Below are 18,255 nucleotides of genomic sequence, written 5' to 3'. Positions count from 1 at the left end.
CAGGGCAAGATCATGAATATTTTTTGCCCAATTCCAGATCAAAATTGACCTGACGAGTCGACTGTGATCTTATGCTCCTCTTTTGAGGAGTGRCCATGAATTTAGATACCATCAAAGAGCATTTCAGCATCATCCGTGACGAGCGACAAAGCGCGAAAGTGGATTACCCACTGTTCGATATTTTGTTTGGCTCAATCTGCGCTGTAATAGCCGGAGGCCAAGGCTGGACCGACATTCGTGAATACGTTCTTGGCCACCATGAGTGGTTTCTTAAACAGGGCCTTTTTGAGAAAGGAGTACCCGTTGATGATACCTTTGCTCGTCTGATTGCAAATATTGAACCCGCTGAATTTCACGATTGCTTTCTAGCCTGGATGAAAGCCGTACACAAGCTAACCTGTGGTGAGGTCGTCGCCATTGATGGCAAGACCTTACGCGGCTCTTATGACAGAGACGACAGGCAAAGCACCATTCATATGGTGAGTGCCTATTCCAGCGCCAACCAACTCGTATTAGGTCAACTTAAAACCGATACGAAGAGTAATGAAATCACCGCGATACCCGCACTAATTCAGATGCTCGACTTGCGAGGAGCCATCGTGACGATTGATGCGATGGCCTGCCAGACCAAGATAGCCAAAGCTATCACGAGTAAAGGCGGCGACTACTTATTGGCTGTTAAGGGCAATCAAGGCAAGTTAGCAACAGCGGTAAAGACCGCCTTCACCCCACACCGTCGCACTCCGATCGAAAGAGGCATATGCCAAATTGAGAAGCAGAAARGCCGGGTTGAAGCGCGTACATACCATGTACTGAGCGCCAGTGATTTGGTTGGAGACTTCTCCGCTTGGAGTCGGCTAACCAACATTGTGATGGTTGAAAACTACCGGGCAGAAAAAGGTAAAGAGCCAGAGTTGGAGTACCGTTACTACATCAGTTCAGCTAGCCTGACCCCAGAGCAGGCAGGAGAGGCTATCCGAGCCCACTGGGGCATTGAGTCCATGCATTGGATTTTAGATGTCAGTATGCGGGAAGATGCTTGCCAGATTTACCGAGAAAACGCAGCTGAAAACTTGGCGGGGTTAAGGCACATGGCACTTAACATGCTCAGAGCTGAACCAACCAAGATTAGCGTACCGATGAAACAGAAACGCTGCATGATGAAACCTGCCTTCTTGGAGCAAGTCCTTGTGGCCGGATTGATGTCAATGGCTAAAAATTAAGCGCTCATGCGGACGCCCTGGTTATAGGCTCCCTTCGCCGGGGGCCTTTTTTTATGTCTACAGGTCGGTTTATCGGGTGAGGCAAGTATATGGAAAGCGGTGATTGTGCACCGTGCTGAATGCATCCGCCTCAAACTTGATATTTAATACTTTGTCAGTAGCCACTATGATTGACAACAATGGGTTAGAGAGAGGTTCCGTCAGTGAAGACAATATTGATGAAGGCAAGCGTGAAGTGCATGCCTGTATGGCGCGCCGTTTGGGGTGTGGTGGGCGTCGTTAGTATTGGCCTGTCCAGTATGTGGATTGCGCCTGTGCTGGCTGAGCCAGTTGCCGTCACGCCGACCTTTGATTGTAAAAAAGCCCAAGGTGAAGTGGAAAACTTGATTTGCCAACAGGCCGATTTAGCCACCTTGGATCAGCAAATGGCGACGGTGTATGCCGAGGCCATGAAGCGCCTACCGAAAGATGACCTTGCCACACAAAAAGCCATGCAACGTGGTTGGATTAAAGGGCGTAATGAGTGCTGGAAAGCCAATGATGTGAAAGCGTGTACCCAAAGTGCTTACAAGACACGCATCGTTGAATTACAGGTGATGAGTGGCCAGCTCGACGTACCGGCTCCGGTAACACTACGTTGCGTCAAAACGGATGCTGCAAACGCATCAGATACCTCGCAACCAATGACAGCGGTGTTTTATAACCAGACTGATCCCGCCAGCTTGGTGCTGACCAGCGTTGACAGTCAATGGCTGTTGCTTGGCACGCGTACTGGCAGCGGTATTCGATACGTTGGGCAAAATGTCATGTATGAAGAGCATCAAGGCAATGTGACGATCAGCGTATTCGATGAGGTAATGCAATGTCAGGTAATGCAGTAGTTTGGGTCCGATGTTTGGTTCGAGATTGGCCGCGACAGCATCATCCCGGTAAAAAAAAATGGTTGGCCGTGACCGGGTTATTCACCACAGGTGTCATTCTGTTGTCTGGGTTGAGTCCGGCTGCGCAATCTGCACCGTTGCGGGCGACCTTGCCGGATGGACGGCAGGTGATCTTGTTTGACGATCACACGTGGCAATACGACACGCCGCAGGTTACACCGTCCGCATCACCTTCTTCTTCTGCAACACCAGCTGCTGCGTTGGGCACTTCATCCCATGCAGCGCGGAATGCTACGCCGGTCAATACTTCCAATCCGGCTGCAACTCAAATAGCCAACAGCGAGATCGCCTTGTCATCCATCACCTCGCCGAACTTGCCGGTGGGGGTGGCGATTGTGCCGGGGCAGCCTGTTTCGCAGGGGACGTTCTCTCGCAGTGATGTGGCGTTAAGCGTATTGCCTGCCACTTATCAAAACCAAACGCTGACGATTCCGACGTCGTTGGTCAATCACAGCACCAATGCAGTTATTCGGGTCGATGTAACCGTACGCCTGCTTGATGAACACGGCAAAGTGATGGCGAAGCAGACGCAAAATGTGTGGCGTTCGATCAAACGGATGCCAGAAAGTTATTTTCGCCCTGATACCCAACGTGAAGGGCGTGCATTGGTGTTTGATGTGCCCAAAGCGGCGCGTTATTATTTGGATTTGAAAATCTCCGTCGTCGATTTTCGTTGACGTTGAAAGAAGCGGTTCAATGCGCCCTCAATGTGGTGATTATCTTCTTCCAACAGCAAATCCAACTGTGGGGGATAGGTGTCATGCTGACTTTTGATAAACGCGGCCAGTAATTTAACGTCATCAGGACGCGGGCGGTAACTCAAGTTCGGGAATTGGGAATAAATGCTCGTAATGGCTAACGTTAATGCGGGGTTAGGTGTTTTCATCGGAAAAATCGCCTTTCATTATCTCGAACTCTTAATCTGTGCCACGCAGTCTAGGGCGCCTTTATGACAAGTCAGTGTCATATTTACGGCGATCAGATGACGTTCTTGATGCCCTTCGCGCCGTGCCCATTGTGATCTCACTCGATAGATTGAATTCATCAATAAAATAAAAAACACCTGGAGCCCATCCGATGGCCGTAAATAAAGACGAACAGGAACGGTTGTGCGAAAGATTTAACAGTTATGGATGAATGATATGCAACCTATACGTTTCATTTCATGGGCTGGATATAATGGAGAAAATACCCGTGTTATTTCCTCAATCAGATTGGCTTTGAATCTGTTTTGAAATGTAATTATCGGACCGCGAACAGGAAGATCATTGCATGATGCGATGAAAGGTAGAAAACATGGAGGTGAGGTATTAAAACGGTACGCAAAGGTATTGTGCTGTTATTTTTTTTGTTATTGAGCAGTCCATCGGTGGCAGATGATTCGTATGCTTTTTTATATTTACATAAAATAATGGCCGAATATTCAGATAAAGTCGTACAGTGTGACGGAAAAAATGTTACGCCAACCTTTACGGTGGAAGAAAAAGCCCTTTTGCAGCGTGTTATTTCCCCGCAACCGATACTGCTTCATTACCTTTCCCGTCAAGCCATCGTGCGTTGTACTTACCCAGAATACGGCACTTTACTTGAATTGATCGTGTCTTATCCCGAGATGGATGTCCCATTCCCTTCAAAAAATTTAGCCGCGGTCACTGGGAAAATGTTGGCTTATTCTGATTTAGATGCACAACACGCCTATTGGCAATTACATGAAGATGATCGTCAAGCGTTGAATGCGATAAGCGCCTTACAACGTCCTTTTAATCCCCTTTATGTCTTTGAGAAAATAAAAAATAACGTTAAAAAGGATAACTAACACATGCACTGCACCAGTTGCCGGGTTGGCTTATTATTACCCGAATTGATTGATAACTTATTTAAAGCCCACTCTTGTATTCATTGCGGCGGTAATTGGGTCTTAATTGAAGATTATGTCGCCTGGAAAGATGAGCATCCCGAGATCACTGTCCCTGAAGCCAGCCAATGTGAGCCGATAGACACTGAAAAAGCCTTATTATGTCCAGTGTCGGGCAAAATTATGCGTAAGTTTCGTATTACGGCGAAACATACACACCGGTTGGATTACAGTGCCGGTGTCGGCGGCGTATGGCTGGATAAAGGCGAGTGGGATCTCCTGAAACAAGATGGCCTGATGACGTCACTGAATGCCATTTTGACCGTGCAGTGGCAGAAAAATATTCGCCGTGATTTAGCCAAAGAAAGTTTCACTACCTTCTATCAGGAAAAATTTGGTGAAGAGGTTTACAACCACGTGAAAGCCATGCGTGAGTGGATTGACACGCAACCCTGTAAGGCGGATCTACGGGCGTACTTGCTGGCGGAAGACCCGTATTCTGCAGAGCGTTAATAGCTTGAATGCTTATTAGGAACGGCTATCGGCGCAAGATACCGTTTATCCATTATATGACATCGCAATGGAGTGAAGATGCATATAGCAACACTGAACATTAATGGCGACGAAAAGGACATTCGTGCGCTGATTAATACGTTGGCATTTGCCAATGAGATCACGTGGAAAGACACCCCGTGTTCTTTAGACCAACACCATTATTCCCGTTTTGATTTCAGCATGACGCTGGCGGAAAGCAGTGACCCCGATGAAGTGCTCCAAGGCGTATTTGAGTATTTGAGCCTGTGTGACAGACGGGGTGCCAATTTTATTGATATGGGCTTATCAGCAGAAATTGCTCTGAGCTTTGCGTTGTGCGCATCAGAGCAATATGCCGTTGGGGTGGCGTTCTCTAACTTGCAATTGAGCAAGTTTATCCACTGTGGGGTTTATTTACGCATTGAAACGCAGTGGGGCAAAGAAGAGGCATTGGTCTCTGCGGCTAACCACGCGACAATGAATGCGGTCACCGTGTCGGGTTGATTCAGATCTAGCTGCGGCAATGAACAATCGGCCATTTCCACGTCGCTTGCGACGGCAATAATGTGCGCGTCAGTAAGATGCAGCCGGGGTTTGCCGTAACTTGGGCGATGCACTTCAATTTTCGCGATGGCTTCATCGCGAAACCCTTCTACCAAAATCACATCCAGTTGTGAGTGATCAAGCTGCGCGACACATTGCGCCAGTGACGGTTCTTCACGTGGTTCAGGGTATTCAAAATACAGCATGTGACGCCCCTGTGTTGCCAGTAGCGTTTGGCTCGCCCCCGCATGGCGCAGCCGGTAGCTGTCTTTGCCCGGTTTATCCGGTTCGATGTCATGATGGCTGTGTTTGATCAACGCAATACGTAAACCGTGTTGCTTCAATTGTGCAATAACGCGTTCGAGCAGCGTGGTTTTCCCTGAGCCACTAAAACCGGCAAAGCCAAGAAGGGGAGTCGTCATAAAAACATCGTGTGTAGTGTGAGAGGCAGGCAGTGTAATCGATGTGATAGAGCAGGCCAAGGTGGAGACCTGTGTGAAGTAAATGACCATGTTCATGAGGAATAATTGTGAGTGACGAGTATCAACATTGAGTTTGATCCGCCTTCACCAAATTAGCATCATGTTCTAAGCTACATGTATTGTTTACACCGTTATCACAGAAATGACATGAAAACGGCGTATTTACTCGAAGCTTGCCATCAAGGTATAGACAGGACGTCGTGGTATTGATGAGCAGGTAATAACGAATCGCATCAGGGAGAGTGCAATGTGGGCAACGTTGGATTTTGAAGCATCCGGTCTTTCCGAACAATCCTATCCGATTGAAGTAGGCTACTCATTACCCGATGGGTCTGGGCACAGTCTATTGATTAACCCTCTCACTGCAAGTGATGTCTGGCAATACTGGGATGAGTATGCCGAGCAAGAAATACATCAAATTTCCCGCCAAACCTTGCTACAAGATGGTCAGCAAGTGGTGGAAGTGTGCCAGCATCTGAATGCGGTGCTCGGGCAATATGAACAGGTCTTTTGTGACAGCCAGTGGGATCTGTTTTGGCTGGGGCGCCTCTATCGTGCCGCACACATGCGCCCGTCCTTCATGCTGACCGAAGTGGGCTTATGGTTGCTGCAAGAAAATGGCATTGAACGTGCGCATTTTCAGCAAACCTTAGCCAATCTGGGGCCGTCGAAACATCGGGCAGAATGGGATGCCAAACAGATCCGCCAAGCGATCAGTCAGTTAATGGACTAGCGACGCAGTGAATAGTGCTGGGCGGTTGACCTCGCACGATAAATCTAGCTGTCTCACCCGTGTCATAACGCGTGCTGTCGCGTATACTGCGGCCATGATTTTTCGTGGATGATCCCGCCTTGCACGCACAGCCCCTCTCTTCTTGTTCTGCTTCCTCGCCGCTTCGTGTGGCCATGTTCAATATTTCGTTGTCAGCCTCAAAGGCGGGCGCGATCTGCCAGCAACTGCATCATGCAACGCCTGCGGAAGACGCACGTTTTACCCGGTTAGCAGCGATCATTCAGCACACACAACCGGATATTTTGCTGTTGTGTGAATGTGACCATCCCGGTGAAGGCGGAGACGATGGTACTGTGACGCGTTTTTGCGATCATTATTTAGCGAAGTCTCAGCACGGTCAATCGCCCATCCATTACCCGCACCGATACTGCCCGCCGTCCAATACCGGTTTACCCCTGAATGTGGATGTCGATGGCGACGGGGTGATCACCTTGCCGAATGACGCACAAGGCTTTGGTGAACATCACGGTCACTACAGTTTTGTCTTGTTATCCCGTTATCCGATCCAAGCGGATGCTATTCGTTGCTGGCAAACCCTGTTATGGCGGGATCTGCCGAATAATTATATGCCTCTGCATTATTACGGCGAGGCGGCGAGCGCCCAGTTGCGATTGTCGTCAAAAAACCATGTGGTAGTGCCCGTGACGGTCGGTGAACAAACACTGCATGTGATTTGCTGTCACCCCACACCACCGGTGTTTGACGGTGAAGAAAAGCGCAATGCCAAACGCAATCATGATGAGTTGGCGTTGGTGAAGGCCATTATCGATGATGCACCGTACTTAGTGGATGATAACGGCCAGTCAGGTGGCCTTGCTTCTGATGCGTCGTTTGTGGTGCTGGGGGATTTGAATGCCGACCGCATGGATGGCGATGGCATGAAAACAGGCATTAGTGACCTGTTATTTCACCCTCGTGTGAACCGTACCGTCGCGTCGGGCAAGTTCACGCCGAACAGTGTTGGTGGGTGTTTTTTACGTCCGTGGCAGCCGCGTAAGGGACGACCGAATGAGTGGACGCATTTATCCGGTTTGCGGTTGGATTACGTGTTGCCTTCTGCGGATATGACGGCACACAACAGTGGTGTGTTCTGGCCTGATCGGAAAGATCCGTTGCGCAGTTTGATCACCGACGACCGTGGCCGAGAGCGTCCGCAAGCGGGTTCCGATCACCGCTTGGTGTGGGTCGATGTGACCTTGCCGACGGTATCTGTCTAAGCATTTATTGAGATGTTCTCTACACGCTCACCGCGACAGAGCAACAGACTGATTAAGTGGTCAATTGTGCGGTTCTGACCTACGCTTTCTGTATCCGGATACAGGTTGATAACATGTACTGACAGAGCACACAGCAAGGAGAGCGGCGATGGATCGAGACGGGCATTCAGCGGCACTGGGCGGTGAAGGGTTACGGGGACAAAGCGCAGGGCGCACCGCCTTGTGTACCGTCGGCAAAAGCGGGACGGGCCTGACCTACAGGGGCTACGACATTACCGATTTGGCGCACTATGCGGAATTTGAAGAAGTCGCTTATCTGCTGCTAAAAGGGAAACTGCCGACCCGCACCGAACTGGCAGGATATAAAACCACCTTGATTGGTTATCGCGGTTTGCCGCTCGCGCTCAAAGCCGTCCTAGAGCAAATTCCGGCCAATGCACACCCGATGGATGTGATGCGTACCGGTTGTTCGATGTTGGGGAATCTGGAACAAGAGCAGGATTTCCACGAAGAATACGACAAGTCCGATCGTCTGTTGGCACTGCTGCCCGCCATTATTTGTTATTGGTACCGCTACAGTCACCACGGCGTGCGTATTGAAACCTATTGTGATGAAGAGAGCATTGGCGGGTATTTTCTGAAAATGCTGACGGATGAATCGCCTTCTGAACTCCATAAAAATGTCATGCACTGTTCGCTCATTCTGTATGCCGAGCATGAGTTTAATGCCTCAACGTTTGCTGCCCGTGTGTGTGCCTCCACCTTGTCCGATATTTATTCCTGTGTGTGCAGTGCCATTGGGACGTTGCGCGGCCCATTGCATGGTGGGGCGAATGAAGCGGCAATGGCCATGATTGAGCAATGGGCCACGCCGGATGATGCCGAAGCCGGCATCATGGCGATGCTCGAAAACAAAGAGAAAATCATGGGCTTTGGGCATGCTATTTATCGCGAATCTGACCCGCGTAATGCACTGATCAAACATTGGGCTGCAGAGTTGTCGAAAGATGCTGAACACCCCGAGTTGTATACCGTGTCGGAACGGGTAGAAGCGGTGATGAAGCGCGAGAAGAACCTGTTCTGTAACGCGGATTTCTTCCATGCCTCGGCCTACCATTTCATGGGGATCCCGACCAAATTGTTTACGCCGATTTTCGTGATGAGCCGCGTGACTGGATGGGCGGCGCATGTGTTTGAACAGCGCGAGCATAATCGGATTATTCGTCCGAGCGCAGATTACACCGGGCCCGAGTCACAGCCTTGGGTGGCAATTGATGATCGTGTCTGATCGCTCTGACTCTGCTTGGCAGACGGTCGATCACGGTCAACTGTATTGGCAGCCTGCGTTTTATTCGCCCACGCAGGCTGATCAACTGTATCAACAATTGCTTGATGAATTGGATTGGCAACAACGGCCGATAACGATGTTCGGTCGTCAAATCTTGCAACCGCGTTTACAAGCGTGGTGCGGAGACGCGACCTACCGTTATTCCGGATTGACGATGACGCCGGATCCGTGGTCACCGGCGTTGTTAACGATCCGTCAGCATATCGAACAGGCGCTGGTGGACATACCGGGTGTCCGTTTTAATTCTGTACTGGCGAATCTGTATCGTGACGGGGCGGATTACATGGGGTGGCATCAAGACAACGAACCGGAATTGGGGGCGGAGCCCGTAATCGCCTCATTGAGTTTGGGGGAGACGCGTCGCTTTGTATTGCGTCACATAGAAAGTAAAGAGAAGCGTGAATATCCCCTTAGCCATGGTTCATTGCTCGTCATGGCCGGACAATTGCAAACCCATTGGCAGCACAGTGTGCCGAAAACTCGTCAGCTCAAAATGCCTCGTATTAATTTAACCTTCCGTTTGATGAGTTAATCAGCAATTTTTTAATGACGAATGTCATTTTTCGTGCATTATATTCTCAGTTTTTTTAGATATACAGAATAAATCAGTATATTCCTTTTGGGTATCCACGCTGTCACGTAAGATGCCATTCGACATTTAACAATATCTGCCTGACCGTTGTGATCCGATTCATTCTGTTATTTCTTACCACGCCATATGTTTTCGCTATTACGGTGATGTGCGTATCCTGCTCGGTAGCTGCTTTACCGCGCTCATTTCTTATGCCGTTGACTAAGCCTGTTGTTTCTTTTGTTTCATCATATCAGCCCTCACTTCAATCTGGACCTTTACTGAATAGTGGTTTGTCAGATAAAGCAGAATTAGGCCGGTATTTGTTTAATGATGTACGACTGTCGCGTGACGGTAACCGCAGTTGTGCGTTGTGCCATGCGCCAGATTTGGGCTGGACGAACCGTTTTTCCCGCACGCCAGATATTCACGGCCAAGCCACGGCGCTAAATACACCTGCCTTGTTGAACGTGGCTGATTACGATGTGTTCATGCAAGCCACACCGGGGCTTTCCTCGTTGGCGGCGACCATTGCTGTGCCCTTGTTTTCTCATGCGCCGGAAGAAATGGGTATGACACCAAACCTATTGCAACAACGCTTGAATGAAAGCAATACCTTGTATGCGCCTTTATTTGATGCGGCGTTTGGGGGTGAGCCAGAGACGGCCTCTGAGCTAAAAGCAAAAAAGCTATTTACTGCCAAAAATACGATAGATGCGCTGGTGGCGTATGTGTCGACTATCCGTTCCATCGACACTGCCTATCACCGTTTTATCGCGGGTGACAAAAGTGCATTATCTGTCGAGCAGCAACGTGGATTGGCCTTGTTCCAGTCAGACCGCTTGGCATGCAGCCAATGCCACAGTGGTCCGTTATTGAACACGCCCGCAGACATGCCGTTCACGATGGGGAACCGCTACGTGAATACTGGCTTGTACAGTGAAGCGGCATACTTGCACACCGCCGTTGCGTTTCCGTTGGCGACAGGGGTGCAAGCGGTTACGGGTAAGCGGAGTGACAACGGCAAGTTTCGTATTCCCTCACTCGTCAATGTCGCTAATACCGGCCCATGGGGACACGATGGGAGCGTGGCTCAACTTCGTCACGTAATCGACAATTATGCCGCAGGGGGGCGTGTGATGAGGGTGGGGCCGAAACAGGGCGATGGCCGCGCTCATCCCGCCAAAGATAACCGCATTCAGGGCTTTACGTTAACCCCACAAGAGAAAACCGAACTGCTGGCCTTTTTACAGGCGCTGAGTGTGCCGAGTATGGAAAACATGCCGCAGCACATTACGCCATTTTGTCAGTTGATCCCCTTGAAAAATAAGCAGGATCCGAATCCATGTATTCCTGCTTTTGTTTATTCAAAATAGCGATATCTATAATAAGAAGAAGTGTGATTTCAATGAATAATATCCTTCGTATAACCCGCTCATCCGCCGTTGCGCTGTGTATTGCCGCAGGGACATTGTCGATATTCAGTGCCTCGGTATCAGCCGCGGCTGTGGCTAAGCCAGCCTCTGCCGGGGAAATTCAAGGGCGTAACCAGTTTTATGCCGCTCGTTATAAGGCCGCCTGTGATGTGCCGCTACAGGCGGTTCAAGTGGCAGGGTCTTTGGCCGAAGCCCCACAACTGGAAGCCATTTTTACCGATACGTTAGGGTATCAATTTACCCTGAATGCTAACGGTGAAGCGTATTTGCAGTTGGCGATCAAAGAGTGGAACGAGAAAATGCTGCTGATGACCAACCGCGATGTGACTATTGCAATGGACGGGGCGGACATTACCGGCACTAAAATCACTAACCTACAATGCCCAGATTTGAACGGTGATATTTATCACATTAACACCCACGAATGGGGCAGTTATGTATTGCGCATTCATGGTAAGCCAAATCAGAAAGTGGCCGTGGGGATAGTGAAAGAAGTGGTGAAGGTGGAGTGAGTCACTGAGTAAAAGGAAATGGCAGTGAGAGGACTTGCTCTGATCTGCCATTGTTTTACACAATGCGATTAGCGGTGTTCTTCAAGGAGCATGTTTTTCTTCAATTCAAGTGCAATGATCTCTTTACGCAGAGCCTCTCTTTCTGTCGGATCTGTCATCTTCTCAAGATCTTCTTTTTTGTTGCTGATTTGTTTCATGAGCTCCACTGCGGGTGGAAGGCAGTTTGCATCTTTCAGGATTTTCATCCCAAGTCGATGCTCCGCTGGCGTTCTAAAATACTCTTCCAAATCAAGCGGTTTTCCTTTGAATTGGTTGTTTGTGAGCTCGCCATTTTTTTCAGCCTGACGAATCCAACCTGCAATCGCATTATCTATAAATATCGACATCACATACCGTCCTCATACATTCAGTTTTGATTGGGGTGACCAAAAACCACTTTTAAACCTTCAATGGCTATTTTGATGCCATCTTCAAAATACAACTCATAATCAACAGGCTTGCTTTGCTCTAATAGCCATAACAGGTGAGTGAGCTGATTATCATGGGCATATTTGATGCTGTCTTGCTGGGAATCAGCTTGAAATTGCTCAGCCAGTTCTTGGTGTTGCACAATATCTGTCACACGCGTAAAAACGGTGGCGAAAGCCATAAATGCCGTTTGTGCGTCAAAGTGTGTATCACGAAATACGCCCAGCATATCGTTCACTAATAGGCTGGAATTGGGCGTGAATTGCTGGTTGTAACGAATAAACTCAACTGATCGGGGCATCGACAGCAGTGTCTTTCTAAAATTTCGGGCAAAACGGTAGAGATAGGATTCCCAGTCTGTGTCATTAGGTATATCGACGTTCCCCATGACGACATCACAACACTGAATGATGAGGTCGTCTTTTGAACTAACATGGCGATAGAGCGCCGTCGCGCTGACGCCGAGTTGCTTACCCAGTAAATGCATACTCACGCGGTCTAAGCCTATCTCAAGCGCGCACGCCACAATGTCTGTCTTTGAAATTTGAGCGGGGCGACCTTTGCTGTTCATGAGAAACTCTTAGTATTAAGTTAATGCCATTAAGTTAATGCTGTTAACTTAATTGGTCAAGTCTTTTTGTGCGTGCGTTGTCATCTGTGAGAGTGCGTATCGAGGAAGAAAAAAGGGGGAAGGCGAAGTGAATGGATGGATAATGGCTTCACTACACGTTATAGACATTCCATAAACGAGAGTTAAAATGCGGGTTCGCGGCTGCACATGAATTTCAGTCAATTTTAGAGAAGATAGAATGATTGTAGAAAATGTGCGTCCTGAATATTACGCAGAAATGCTTGAGGTTTGGGAAAATTCAGTCCGAGCAACGCATGACTTTATAACAGAAGATGATATTGCGTTTTTTAAACCTATCATCATTGAGCAGGCTTTCCCTGCCGTCACATTGAGATGTGTGAAAAGTGACAGTGGTTTAATTCTGGGTTTCGTGGGTGTCCATGATGCAAAGATTGAAATGCTGTTCGTCTCAAATGACGCTAGAGGGAAAGGGGTGGGTAAAGCGTTACTGCAATATGCCATTGAGCAGTTAGGTGCGACCCAGGTTGACGTGAATGAACAAAATCCCCTAGCCACCGGCTTTTATGAGCACATGGGGTTCAACGTTGTTTCACGTTCACCGCTTGATGATATGGGTAAACCTTTTCCTATTCTGCATATGACACGTTAAGACTCGGTTTGTCGTTAACTCGTTTGCTAGAAGAAACGCCCAAGGCCAATAACCTTGGGCGTTTCCGTATGATGTGGCGCTACTTTTTCGCACTGAACATCCCCCGGATAACGGCATCGGCTTCTTTATTCGTGGCTTTTGTGCGTCTCAATCCCCCAACAAGGGAGCGAAAAAACACGGTTATTTGTAACAGGCGGTAACGTTACAAAATGCGAAAATTTGGTGCTAGAGCCGCCGATTTAGCGCATTTCCTAGGAGAATAGGCGGTTATCGGGTTAGTAGCTCCCCGTTTTTAATCAGGCATGCCGTAACGATTCACTAGACGGATTTGTCCTCACGGGAATATACTGCGCTTCCTGTATTTATGTTAGGAAAATAAAGTGGACCCCAACTCTCGTCGATTGTGTATCTCCTCACTGGCATTATGTGACCAAGGGAGGACACAGCAATGATTGAGCCTATCCTTACCCTCCTGTTCGGCATTTTCTTTATCTTGGCAATTATTGCGGCAAACGGCTATTTCGTTGCCCAAGAGTTTGCTTATATGGCCGTCGACCGTGCAAAACTCGCTACTTTAGCCGCCACTGGCGATGAAGCCGCCAAGCGCGCGCTTTCCGTGACCAAACGAACCAGCTTCATGTTGTCTGGCGCACAGCTAGGTATCACCGTAACAGGTCTTGTACTCGGTTTTGTTGCCGAGCCTCTTGTCGGTCAATCGATGGGTGTCTTATTGCAAGGCGTTGGGCTGTCGCTGGAAGCGGGTATCGCAATCGGTACGGTGATCACGCTAGCGGTTGCCATGGTTGTTCAGATGATTCTCGGTGAGCTATATCCGAAAAATCTGGCGATTGCGAACGCTGAGCCGATGTCTCGCATGATGTCTCGCTCGACGCTGATTTACATGTCACTGTTTGGTTGGATCATCAGCTTCTTCGATAAATCCGCCAACCTTCTTCTTCGTGCGATGCGCATTGAACCCGTGCATGATCTTGATGTGAGCGCCTCAGAGGAAGACTTACACCACATCATCGCCAACTCGCGTGATAGTGGTGACTTGCCTGTCGAGCTGTCACTGATGATGGATCGTATTCTTGATTTCCCAGAGCGCGATGTAGAGCACGCCATGGTGCCGCGTTCGCAAGTGGATTGGGTGGAACCTGAAACGACATTGACCGAACTGTTGTCACTGATGGCTCAAGCGCACACGCGCTATCCGGTGATCAATGATGATGACGCGCCTGTTGGTGTGGTGCATCTGTCTGATGTGCTTGCACACATTGATGCGGGCAATACCGATGACACCGTTGCGTCTGTGATGCGTCCTGCCACCGTCCTGCCGACCCTGATGCTATTGCCTGACGCGCTTGATCAGCTTGTGACGTCAACCAATCAACTTGCCTGTGTGATCGATGAATACGGCGGCTTTGCCGGTGTGTTGACGATTGAAGATTTGGCGATGGAAATTGTGGGTGAAATCACCGATGAGCATGATGAAGATAACGGCGATGCGGTTGTTTCTGAAAGCGGCAATGTCTGGTTGATGGAAGGTGATGTGCACGTCGATGAAGTAGAGCGCGCGATCGGTTACGACCTGCCGCGTGGCGATGTGGAAACCATTGCCGGCATATTGATTGCTGAACGTGGTGCACTGCCTGCTGAGGGGGACACGGTGACGATTGCATTGCCTATCGACCCGTCAGAATTGGCGTCTGGTGAGCCAGTATTGCGATACCTTGAGGTTGATGTATTACGTATTGAACGACATGTACCGACAGAGGTGCGCGTAAAACTGGTAGAGAAACCAAGCGTGGAGGGTGAAGCATGACCGATCCGTTGATTGTCACCCTAGTGACGACCGCCCTTATTGTCTTGAGTGGCTTTTTCGTCATCATCGAATTTGCATTGATGGGTGCACGTCGCCATCGCCTTGAAGAAATCGCCGTCGAAAGTGCGTCTGCACGTGCGGCGCTACGTGGCATGAATGACTTAACGTTGATGCTGGCGGGTGCCCAATTGGGTATCACCTTCTGTACGTTTGCGTTGGGTGCGGTGACGAAACCGGCTGTTGACCAATGGGTTGGTCCGGTGTTTCTTGCAATGGGCTTGCCTGATTGGTTGGCCGATGGCGCCGCTTTTGGTTTTGCGTTATTTTTCGTGACCTTCCTGCACTTAGTGGTGGGTGAGATGGCACCAAAATCGTGGTCTATCGCACACCCAGAAAAATCAGCACTGGCTATCGGTCTGGTTGCACGTGCCTACGTTTGGCCGCTACGTCCATTGCTAAATTGGATCAACAGCATTGCAAACCGCTTGGTGAAAGCATCCGGTGTTGAGCCAGTAGAAAGCGCCGCAGTCGGTGGGCAGGATGTGGATACTATCCGTCAGCTGGTAGAGCACTCGGGCAAAGTGGGTACGTTGAAACCGAATATTCAAAAGCAACTGTCTGGTCTGATTGACTTGAGTTCAATTCCGGTTGAAACCTTGGTGACTGAAGGTCAGGTGATGGCGCACGTTGATAAGAACGCAACAGTGGCTGACGTGCGTGCTGCTGCGATGGCATCGGGTCACTTACGTATTCTCGTGTGCGGCAAATCGGGTCTTAAACCGTTAGTGGTTCACGTGCGTGATACGCTACTTGAACCAGCGAATAAACCCGCGCGCGATGTAGCCCGTAATGCCTATGTGCTAGATTCAAAAACGCCGGTTTATGAAGCCCTAGCGCGTATGCGTAAAGCCAGCGTGCAGCTAGCTGTGGTAAGTAAAGACGGAAAAATGGTTGGTGTTGTAACACTTGCCGACATTTTGAAACGTGTGTTGCCTACGACGGTAGTGAACGGATAAGTCTCGCTATCCTCATGTCATCGGCTTCTACAGTCGGTGCTTAAAATACCCAAACGCCACTTATCCCAGTGGCGTTTTTTTTCATCTATTCATTAATCAACGAGTAGGCATGCACAGCGAAGACTGGTTGTGAGTGTTGTATTTCTACACACGCACCCTCAGCAAGTCCGCCTGTGATGCATTTTAGGTAACAATGCCTTGCCCTATCTGCCTCACGATGGATACTGGTTCCACCCTTAAAATATCACCAGTGGCGAAAGCTGCGAATACGTTCAGGAGTGACGGAGGAATAAGTGGAATTTTCAATCAGCCGAATCAATACGTCTGTCGGGATCTTTAAGCTCTCGGGCGACTGGTCTGCCAACGTATCAGCACCAGCGGTGACTTTCTCATGCGCTGAGTTTATGGGAACGGATGGCTGGGTCGCGATGAAGATTGAATCTGATGCGGGGGCGTTATTGCTCAAGCAAATCGAAGCCGACGTGGTACGGCATCTCGCGCCTTAATGTGTGAACACTTTCGGTATTGAACTCAACGTTATCGTATCGCTTGCTCAGTATAAAAAAAGGATCTGCCGGGGCAGATCCTTTTTTGTGTTCGGGTGACGGCTAAGGTCACTCGCTTGGTAATGGATTACAGCTTACGCCATACACCCCATTCGCCAGTGGTGCCAGGTTCTTCACCTTTTGTCCACCAAGCCGCTTTCCACTCTGCGTTGTCGTGTGTTACCACGTCGTTGGTGTTGTATTCAGAGCTTGCAGACCAAGCGCCCACTTCTGGCTCTTCACCGTCAGTCAGTACGCGTTTCCACACGTTGCTCACGCCTGGTTCTTCGTTCTGGTTCCACCAGCCTGCTTTCCACGTTTTACCGTTGTGTGTTACCACGTCGTTTTCAACGTAAGTCGCGGTTTTGTCCCATGCGCCTTCTGGTAGCTCTGGGTCAACAACCGGTGGTGGCGGATCGATTGGCTTCAGAGTAGATAGTGCAAATGCACTGTCTTTTTCTGAAGACCATACGCGGTTAGCATGAATGTTTTTCTCGTCGAAACGGTATTCAGCAGCAGCCTGATCCCACACACCGACAGCCCATTTACCGGCGTGTTGTGTGTTCACTTGGTTTGCTAGGTCTTGTGCCCAAGTCGCTTGGTTGAACGCTGTGATTAGCAGACGCTCATCGATTTGCTCGTTACCGTTGCCGTCCATGGTACGTAGACGCATGGTGTCGCCAATGGCTGGTACAGGGTAACCCGCTGGTACGAAGTAACCTTCGATCGCGTTCAGTTTGCCGTCTTCAACCGGTGGTGGAGGCGTGATGCCGCCATCAGACTGCTTGATCACGATGTCGCTACAGTTGTAGAAACCTTCACCGGCTGGGTCGATACGCTGCCAACGGGTGTAAAGTACTGCATCACCTTCACGATCTTTTGGTAGTTGTACGTTGAAGCGGTAGGTTTTGTATGGCGATGTCGCTTCAGGGGCAATGTTACCTGCGGTATCAACCAGTTCCAGATCTTCCCAGTTCAATGGCTGAGTGAAGTCGTGGCCAGGTTTGGTCAGGTAAAACTCCCAGAATGATGGGTTGTGTGGTGCCGTTGCAGTCCACACGAATTCAAACTCACCGTTTTCATCCAAAGTAACGGTGGTTTGCTGCCAATCTGGTGATGTGACATCTAGCCCGGATTTTTGTGTATCACCCGCGGCACATAGCTCACCGTTGGGTACTTGCTGCTTCACGGCTTCAATGTTGTTGTAGTCAGCGGTTAGGGCTGCCACTTCATTACGTTGAAGGAACGCGTAGTTGCCGGATTTGTCGAAAGCCTTCTGACATGCGGCGTTCGGGATCTCGTTTGTCCAGTAGCCACCATCTGTGTAACAGGTGCTCTGACGTGCGCTTGGGAATTCAGCCCAACCGTGTGCACTTGCCGTTTGAATGGTCGCAAGGTTTGCTACTGCTGCAAGGACAGCAATACTTAGCTTGTTCATTGGTGACATAATTGACTTCTCTTTATTTTGGAATAATGCCCGTATCGGTTTTTTTGTGCTCACAGTGAATGCATTATCTATTGTAGATAGCATAATGTTATTCAAGGTTGAGGTTGTTTTTTGCATTATTTAGCTGACATGTTGTTTATATTTAAAAATTGACAATTATAAAAATAAAAATTTCTCATCGTCACGATTTGTTGTTTTTAATCTCCTCAATGTGCAATTAATTCAATGGTTTATTTTTGCCATTTTGATGTTTGAAAT

General features: G+C 49.1%; 21 protein-coding genes. 16 read left to right on the top strand and 5 right to left on the bottom strand.

Annotated elements, in window-relative coordinates:
• Nucleotides 1–95: 95 nt before the first annotated feature.
• From L4C36_RS00105 to L4C36_RS00095, 3 genes are all read left to right on the top strand, one after another.
• Nucleotides 96–1,223: an ISAs1 family transposase gene (locus L4C36_RS00105; RefSeq protein WP_428475763.1), complete on the top strand. Its 1,128-nt coding sequence runs from the start codon at nt 96–98 to the stop codon at nt 1,221–1,223.
• A 239-nt stretch (nt 1,224–1,462) separates the two neighbouring features.
• The gene (locus L4C36_RS00100) at nt 1,463–2,104 is read left to right on the top strand and encodes a lysozyme inhibitor LprI family protein (RefSeq protein ID WP_428475762.1); all 642 of its coding nucleotides are present in this window, start codon (nt 1,463–1,465) and stop codon (nt 2,102–2,104) included.
• A gap of 68 nt (nt 2,105–2,172) precedes the next feature.
• Nucleotides 2,173–2,841 carry a DUF3157 family protein gene (locus tag L4C36_RS00095; RefSeq protein ID WP_428475761.1) on the top strand — a complete coding sequence of 223 codons (669 nt, stop codon included), beginning with the start codon at nt 2,173–2,175 and terminating at the stop codon, nt 2,839–2,841.
• On the opposite strand, the gene L4C36_RS00090 is transcribed toward L4C36_RS00095, so the two are convergent.
• Entirely contained in the window at nt 2,802–3,050 is a 249-nt protein-coding gene (locus tag L4C36_RS00090) for a hypothetical protein (RefSeq protein WP_428475760.1), read from the bottom strand. The two genes, L4C36_RS00095 and L4C36_RS00090, sit on opposite strands and share 40 nt — an antisense overlap.
• A 483-nt stretch (nt 3,051–3,533) precedes the next feature.
• On the opposite strand from L4C36_RS00090, the gene L4C36_RS00085 reads away from it, so the two are divergent.
• The 3 genes from L4C36_RS00085 (at nt 3,534) to L4C36_RS00075 (ending at nt 5,057) form a co-directional block, all read left to right on the top strand.
• Nucleotides 3,534–3,980, top strand: coding sequence for a hypothetical protein (locus tag L4C36_RS00085; RefSeq protein WP_428475759.1), 447 nt, complete (start codon nt 3,534–3,536; stop codon nt 3,978–3,980).
• Between the two features lie 3 nt (nt 3,981–3,983).
• Complete coding sequence (locus L4C36_RS00080; RefSeq protein ID WP_428475758.1) at nt 3,984–4,532, top strand: TFIIB-type zinc ribbon-containing protein; 549 nt, start codon at nt 3,984–3,986, stop codon at nt 4,530–4,532.
• 78 nt (nt 4,533–4,610) lie between these two features.
• Nucleotides 4,611–5,057, top strand: coding sequence for a hypothetical protein (locus tag L4C36_RS00075; protein ID WP_428475757.1), 447 nt, complete (start codon nt 4,611–4,613; stop codon nt 5,055–5,057).
• On the opposite strand, the gene mobB is transcribed toward L4C36_RS00075, so the two are convergent.
• Complete coding sequence (mobB, locus tag L4C36_RS00070) at nt 4,964–5,518, bottom strand: molybdopterin-guanine dinucleotide biosynthesis protein B (protein WP_428475756.1); 555 nt, start codon at nt 5,516–5,518, stop codon at nt 4,964–4,966. The two genes, L4C36_RS00075 and mobB, sit on opposite strands and share 94 nt — an antisense overlap.
• A 307-nt stretch (nt 5,519–5,825) precedes the next feature.
• On the opposite strand from mobB, the gene L4C36_RS00065 reads away from it, so the two are divergent.
• From L4C36_RS00065 to L4C36_RS00040, 6 genes are all read left to right on the top strand, one after another.
• Entirely contained in the window at nt 5,826–6,311 is a 486-nt protein-coding gene (locus L4C36_RS00065; RefSeq protein WP_428475755.1) for a hypothetical protein, read from the top strand.
• A 104-nt stretch (nt 6,312–6,415) separates the two neighbouring features.
• Nucleotides 6,416–7,588 carry an endonuclease/exonuclease/phosphatase family protein gene (locus tag L4C36_RS00060; RefSeq protein ID WP_428475754.1) on the top strand — a complete coding sequence of 391 codons (1,173 nt, stop codon included), beginning with the start codon at nt 6,416–6,418 and terminating at the stop codon, nt 7,586–7,588.
• A gap of 148 nt (nt 7,589–7,736) precedes the next feature.
• Nucleotides 7,737–8,876, top strand: a complete 1,140-nt coding sequence (gene prpC / locus L4C36_RS00055) for a bifunctional 2-methylcitrate synthase/citrate synthase (protein WP_428475753.1) — start codon at nt 7,737–7,739, stop codon at nt 8,874–8,876.
• On the top strand, nt 8,863–9,468 hold the full coding sequence (locus L4C36_RS00050; RefSeq protein ID WP_428475752.1) for an alpha-ketoglutarate-dependent dioxygenase AlkB family protein: 606 nt from the start codon (nt 8,863–8,865) through the stop codon (nt 9,466–9,468). Before prpC ends, L4C36_RS00050 begins: the two co-directional genes overlap by 14 nt.
• Nucleotides 9,469–9,800: 332 nt before the next feature.
• Nucleotides 9,801–10,883, top strand: a complete 1,083-nt coding sequence (locus tag L4C36_RS00045; protein WP_428475751.1) for a cytochrome-c peroxidase — start codon at nt 9,801–9,803, stop codon at nt 10,881–10,883.
• Between the two features lie 32 nt (nt 10,884–10,915).
• On the top strand, nt 10,916–11,455 hold the full coding sequence (locus L4C36_RS00040; RefSeq protein ID WP_428475750.1) for a hypothetical protein: 540 nt from the start codon (nt 10,916–10,918) through the stop codon (nt 11,453–11,455).
• A 68-nt stretch (nt 11,456–11,523) separates the two neighbouring features.
• Here L4C36_RS00040 and L4C36_RS00035 read toward each other — a convergent pair whose 3' ends face one another.
• Entirely contained in the window at nt 11,524–11,841 is a 318-nt protein-coding gene (locus L4C36_RS00035; RefSeq protein ID WP_428475764.1) for a DnaJ family domain-containing protein, read from the bottom strand.
• Nucleotides 11,842–11,861: 20 nt separating this feature from the next.
• Nucleotides 11,862–12,494: a TetR/AcrR family transcriptional regulator gene (locus L4C36_RS00030; RefSeq protein ID WP_428475749.1), complete on the bottom strand. Its 633-nt coding sequence runs from the start codon at nt 12,492–12,494 to the stop codon at nt 11,862–11,864.
• Between the two features lie 238 nt (nt 12,495–12,732).
• Between L4C36_RS00030 and L4C36_RS00025 the strand changes: the two genes are divergently transcribed.
• From L4C36_RS00025 to L4C36_RS00010, 4 genes are all read left to right on the top strand, one after another.
• Complete coding sequence (locus L4C36_RS00025) at nt 12,733–13,164, top strand: GNAT family N-acetyltransferase (RefSeq protein WP_428475748.1); 432 nt, start codon at nt 12,733–12,735, stop codon at nt 13,162–13,164.
• A 448-nt stretch (nt 13,165–13,612) separates the two neighbouring features.
• Entirely contained in the window at nt 13,613–14,989 is a 1,377-nt protein-coding gene (locus L4C36_RS00020; RefSeq protein WP_428475747.1) for a hemolysin family protein, read from the top strand.
• On the top strand, nt 14,986–16,005 hold the full coding sequence (locus L4C36_RS00015; protein ID WP_428475746.1) for a CNNM domain-containing protein: 1,020 nt from the start codon (nt 14,986–14,988) through the stop codon (nt 16,003–16,005). Before L4C36_RS00020 ends, L4C36_RS00015 begins: the two co-directional genes overlap by 4 nt.
• Nucleotides 16,006–16,298: 293 nt before the next feature.
• Nucleotides 16,299–16,511 carry a hypothetical protein gene (locus tag L4C36_RS00010; RefSeq protein ID WP_428475745.1) on the top strand — a complete coding sequence of 71 codons (213 nt, stop codon included), beginning with the start codon at nt 16,299–16,301 and terminating at the stop codon, nt 16,509–16,511.
• A 127-nt stretch (nt 16,512–16,638) separates the two neighbouring features.
• Here the strand turns inward: L4C36_RS00010 and L4C36_RS00005 are convergent, their stop codons facing one another.
• On the bottom strand, nt 16,639–17,997 hold the full coding sequence (locus tag L4C36_RS00005) for a lytic polysaccharide monooxygenase (RefSeq protein WP_428475744.1): 1,359 nt from the start codon (nt 17,995–17,997) through the stop codon (nt 16,639–16,641).
• Nucleotides 17,998–18,255 lie beyond the last annotated feature (258 nt).

The organism is Photobacterium japonica (assembly GCF_050337005.1).
In the GTDB taxonomy this organism is placed as follows: Bacteria; Pseudomonadota; Gammaproteobacteria; order Enterobacterales; family Vibrionaceae; genus Photobacterium; species Photobacterium japonica.
This window is presented reverse-complemented; position numbering and strand designations above follow the sequence as displayed.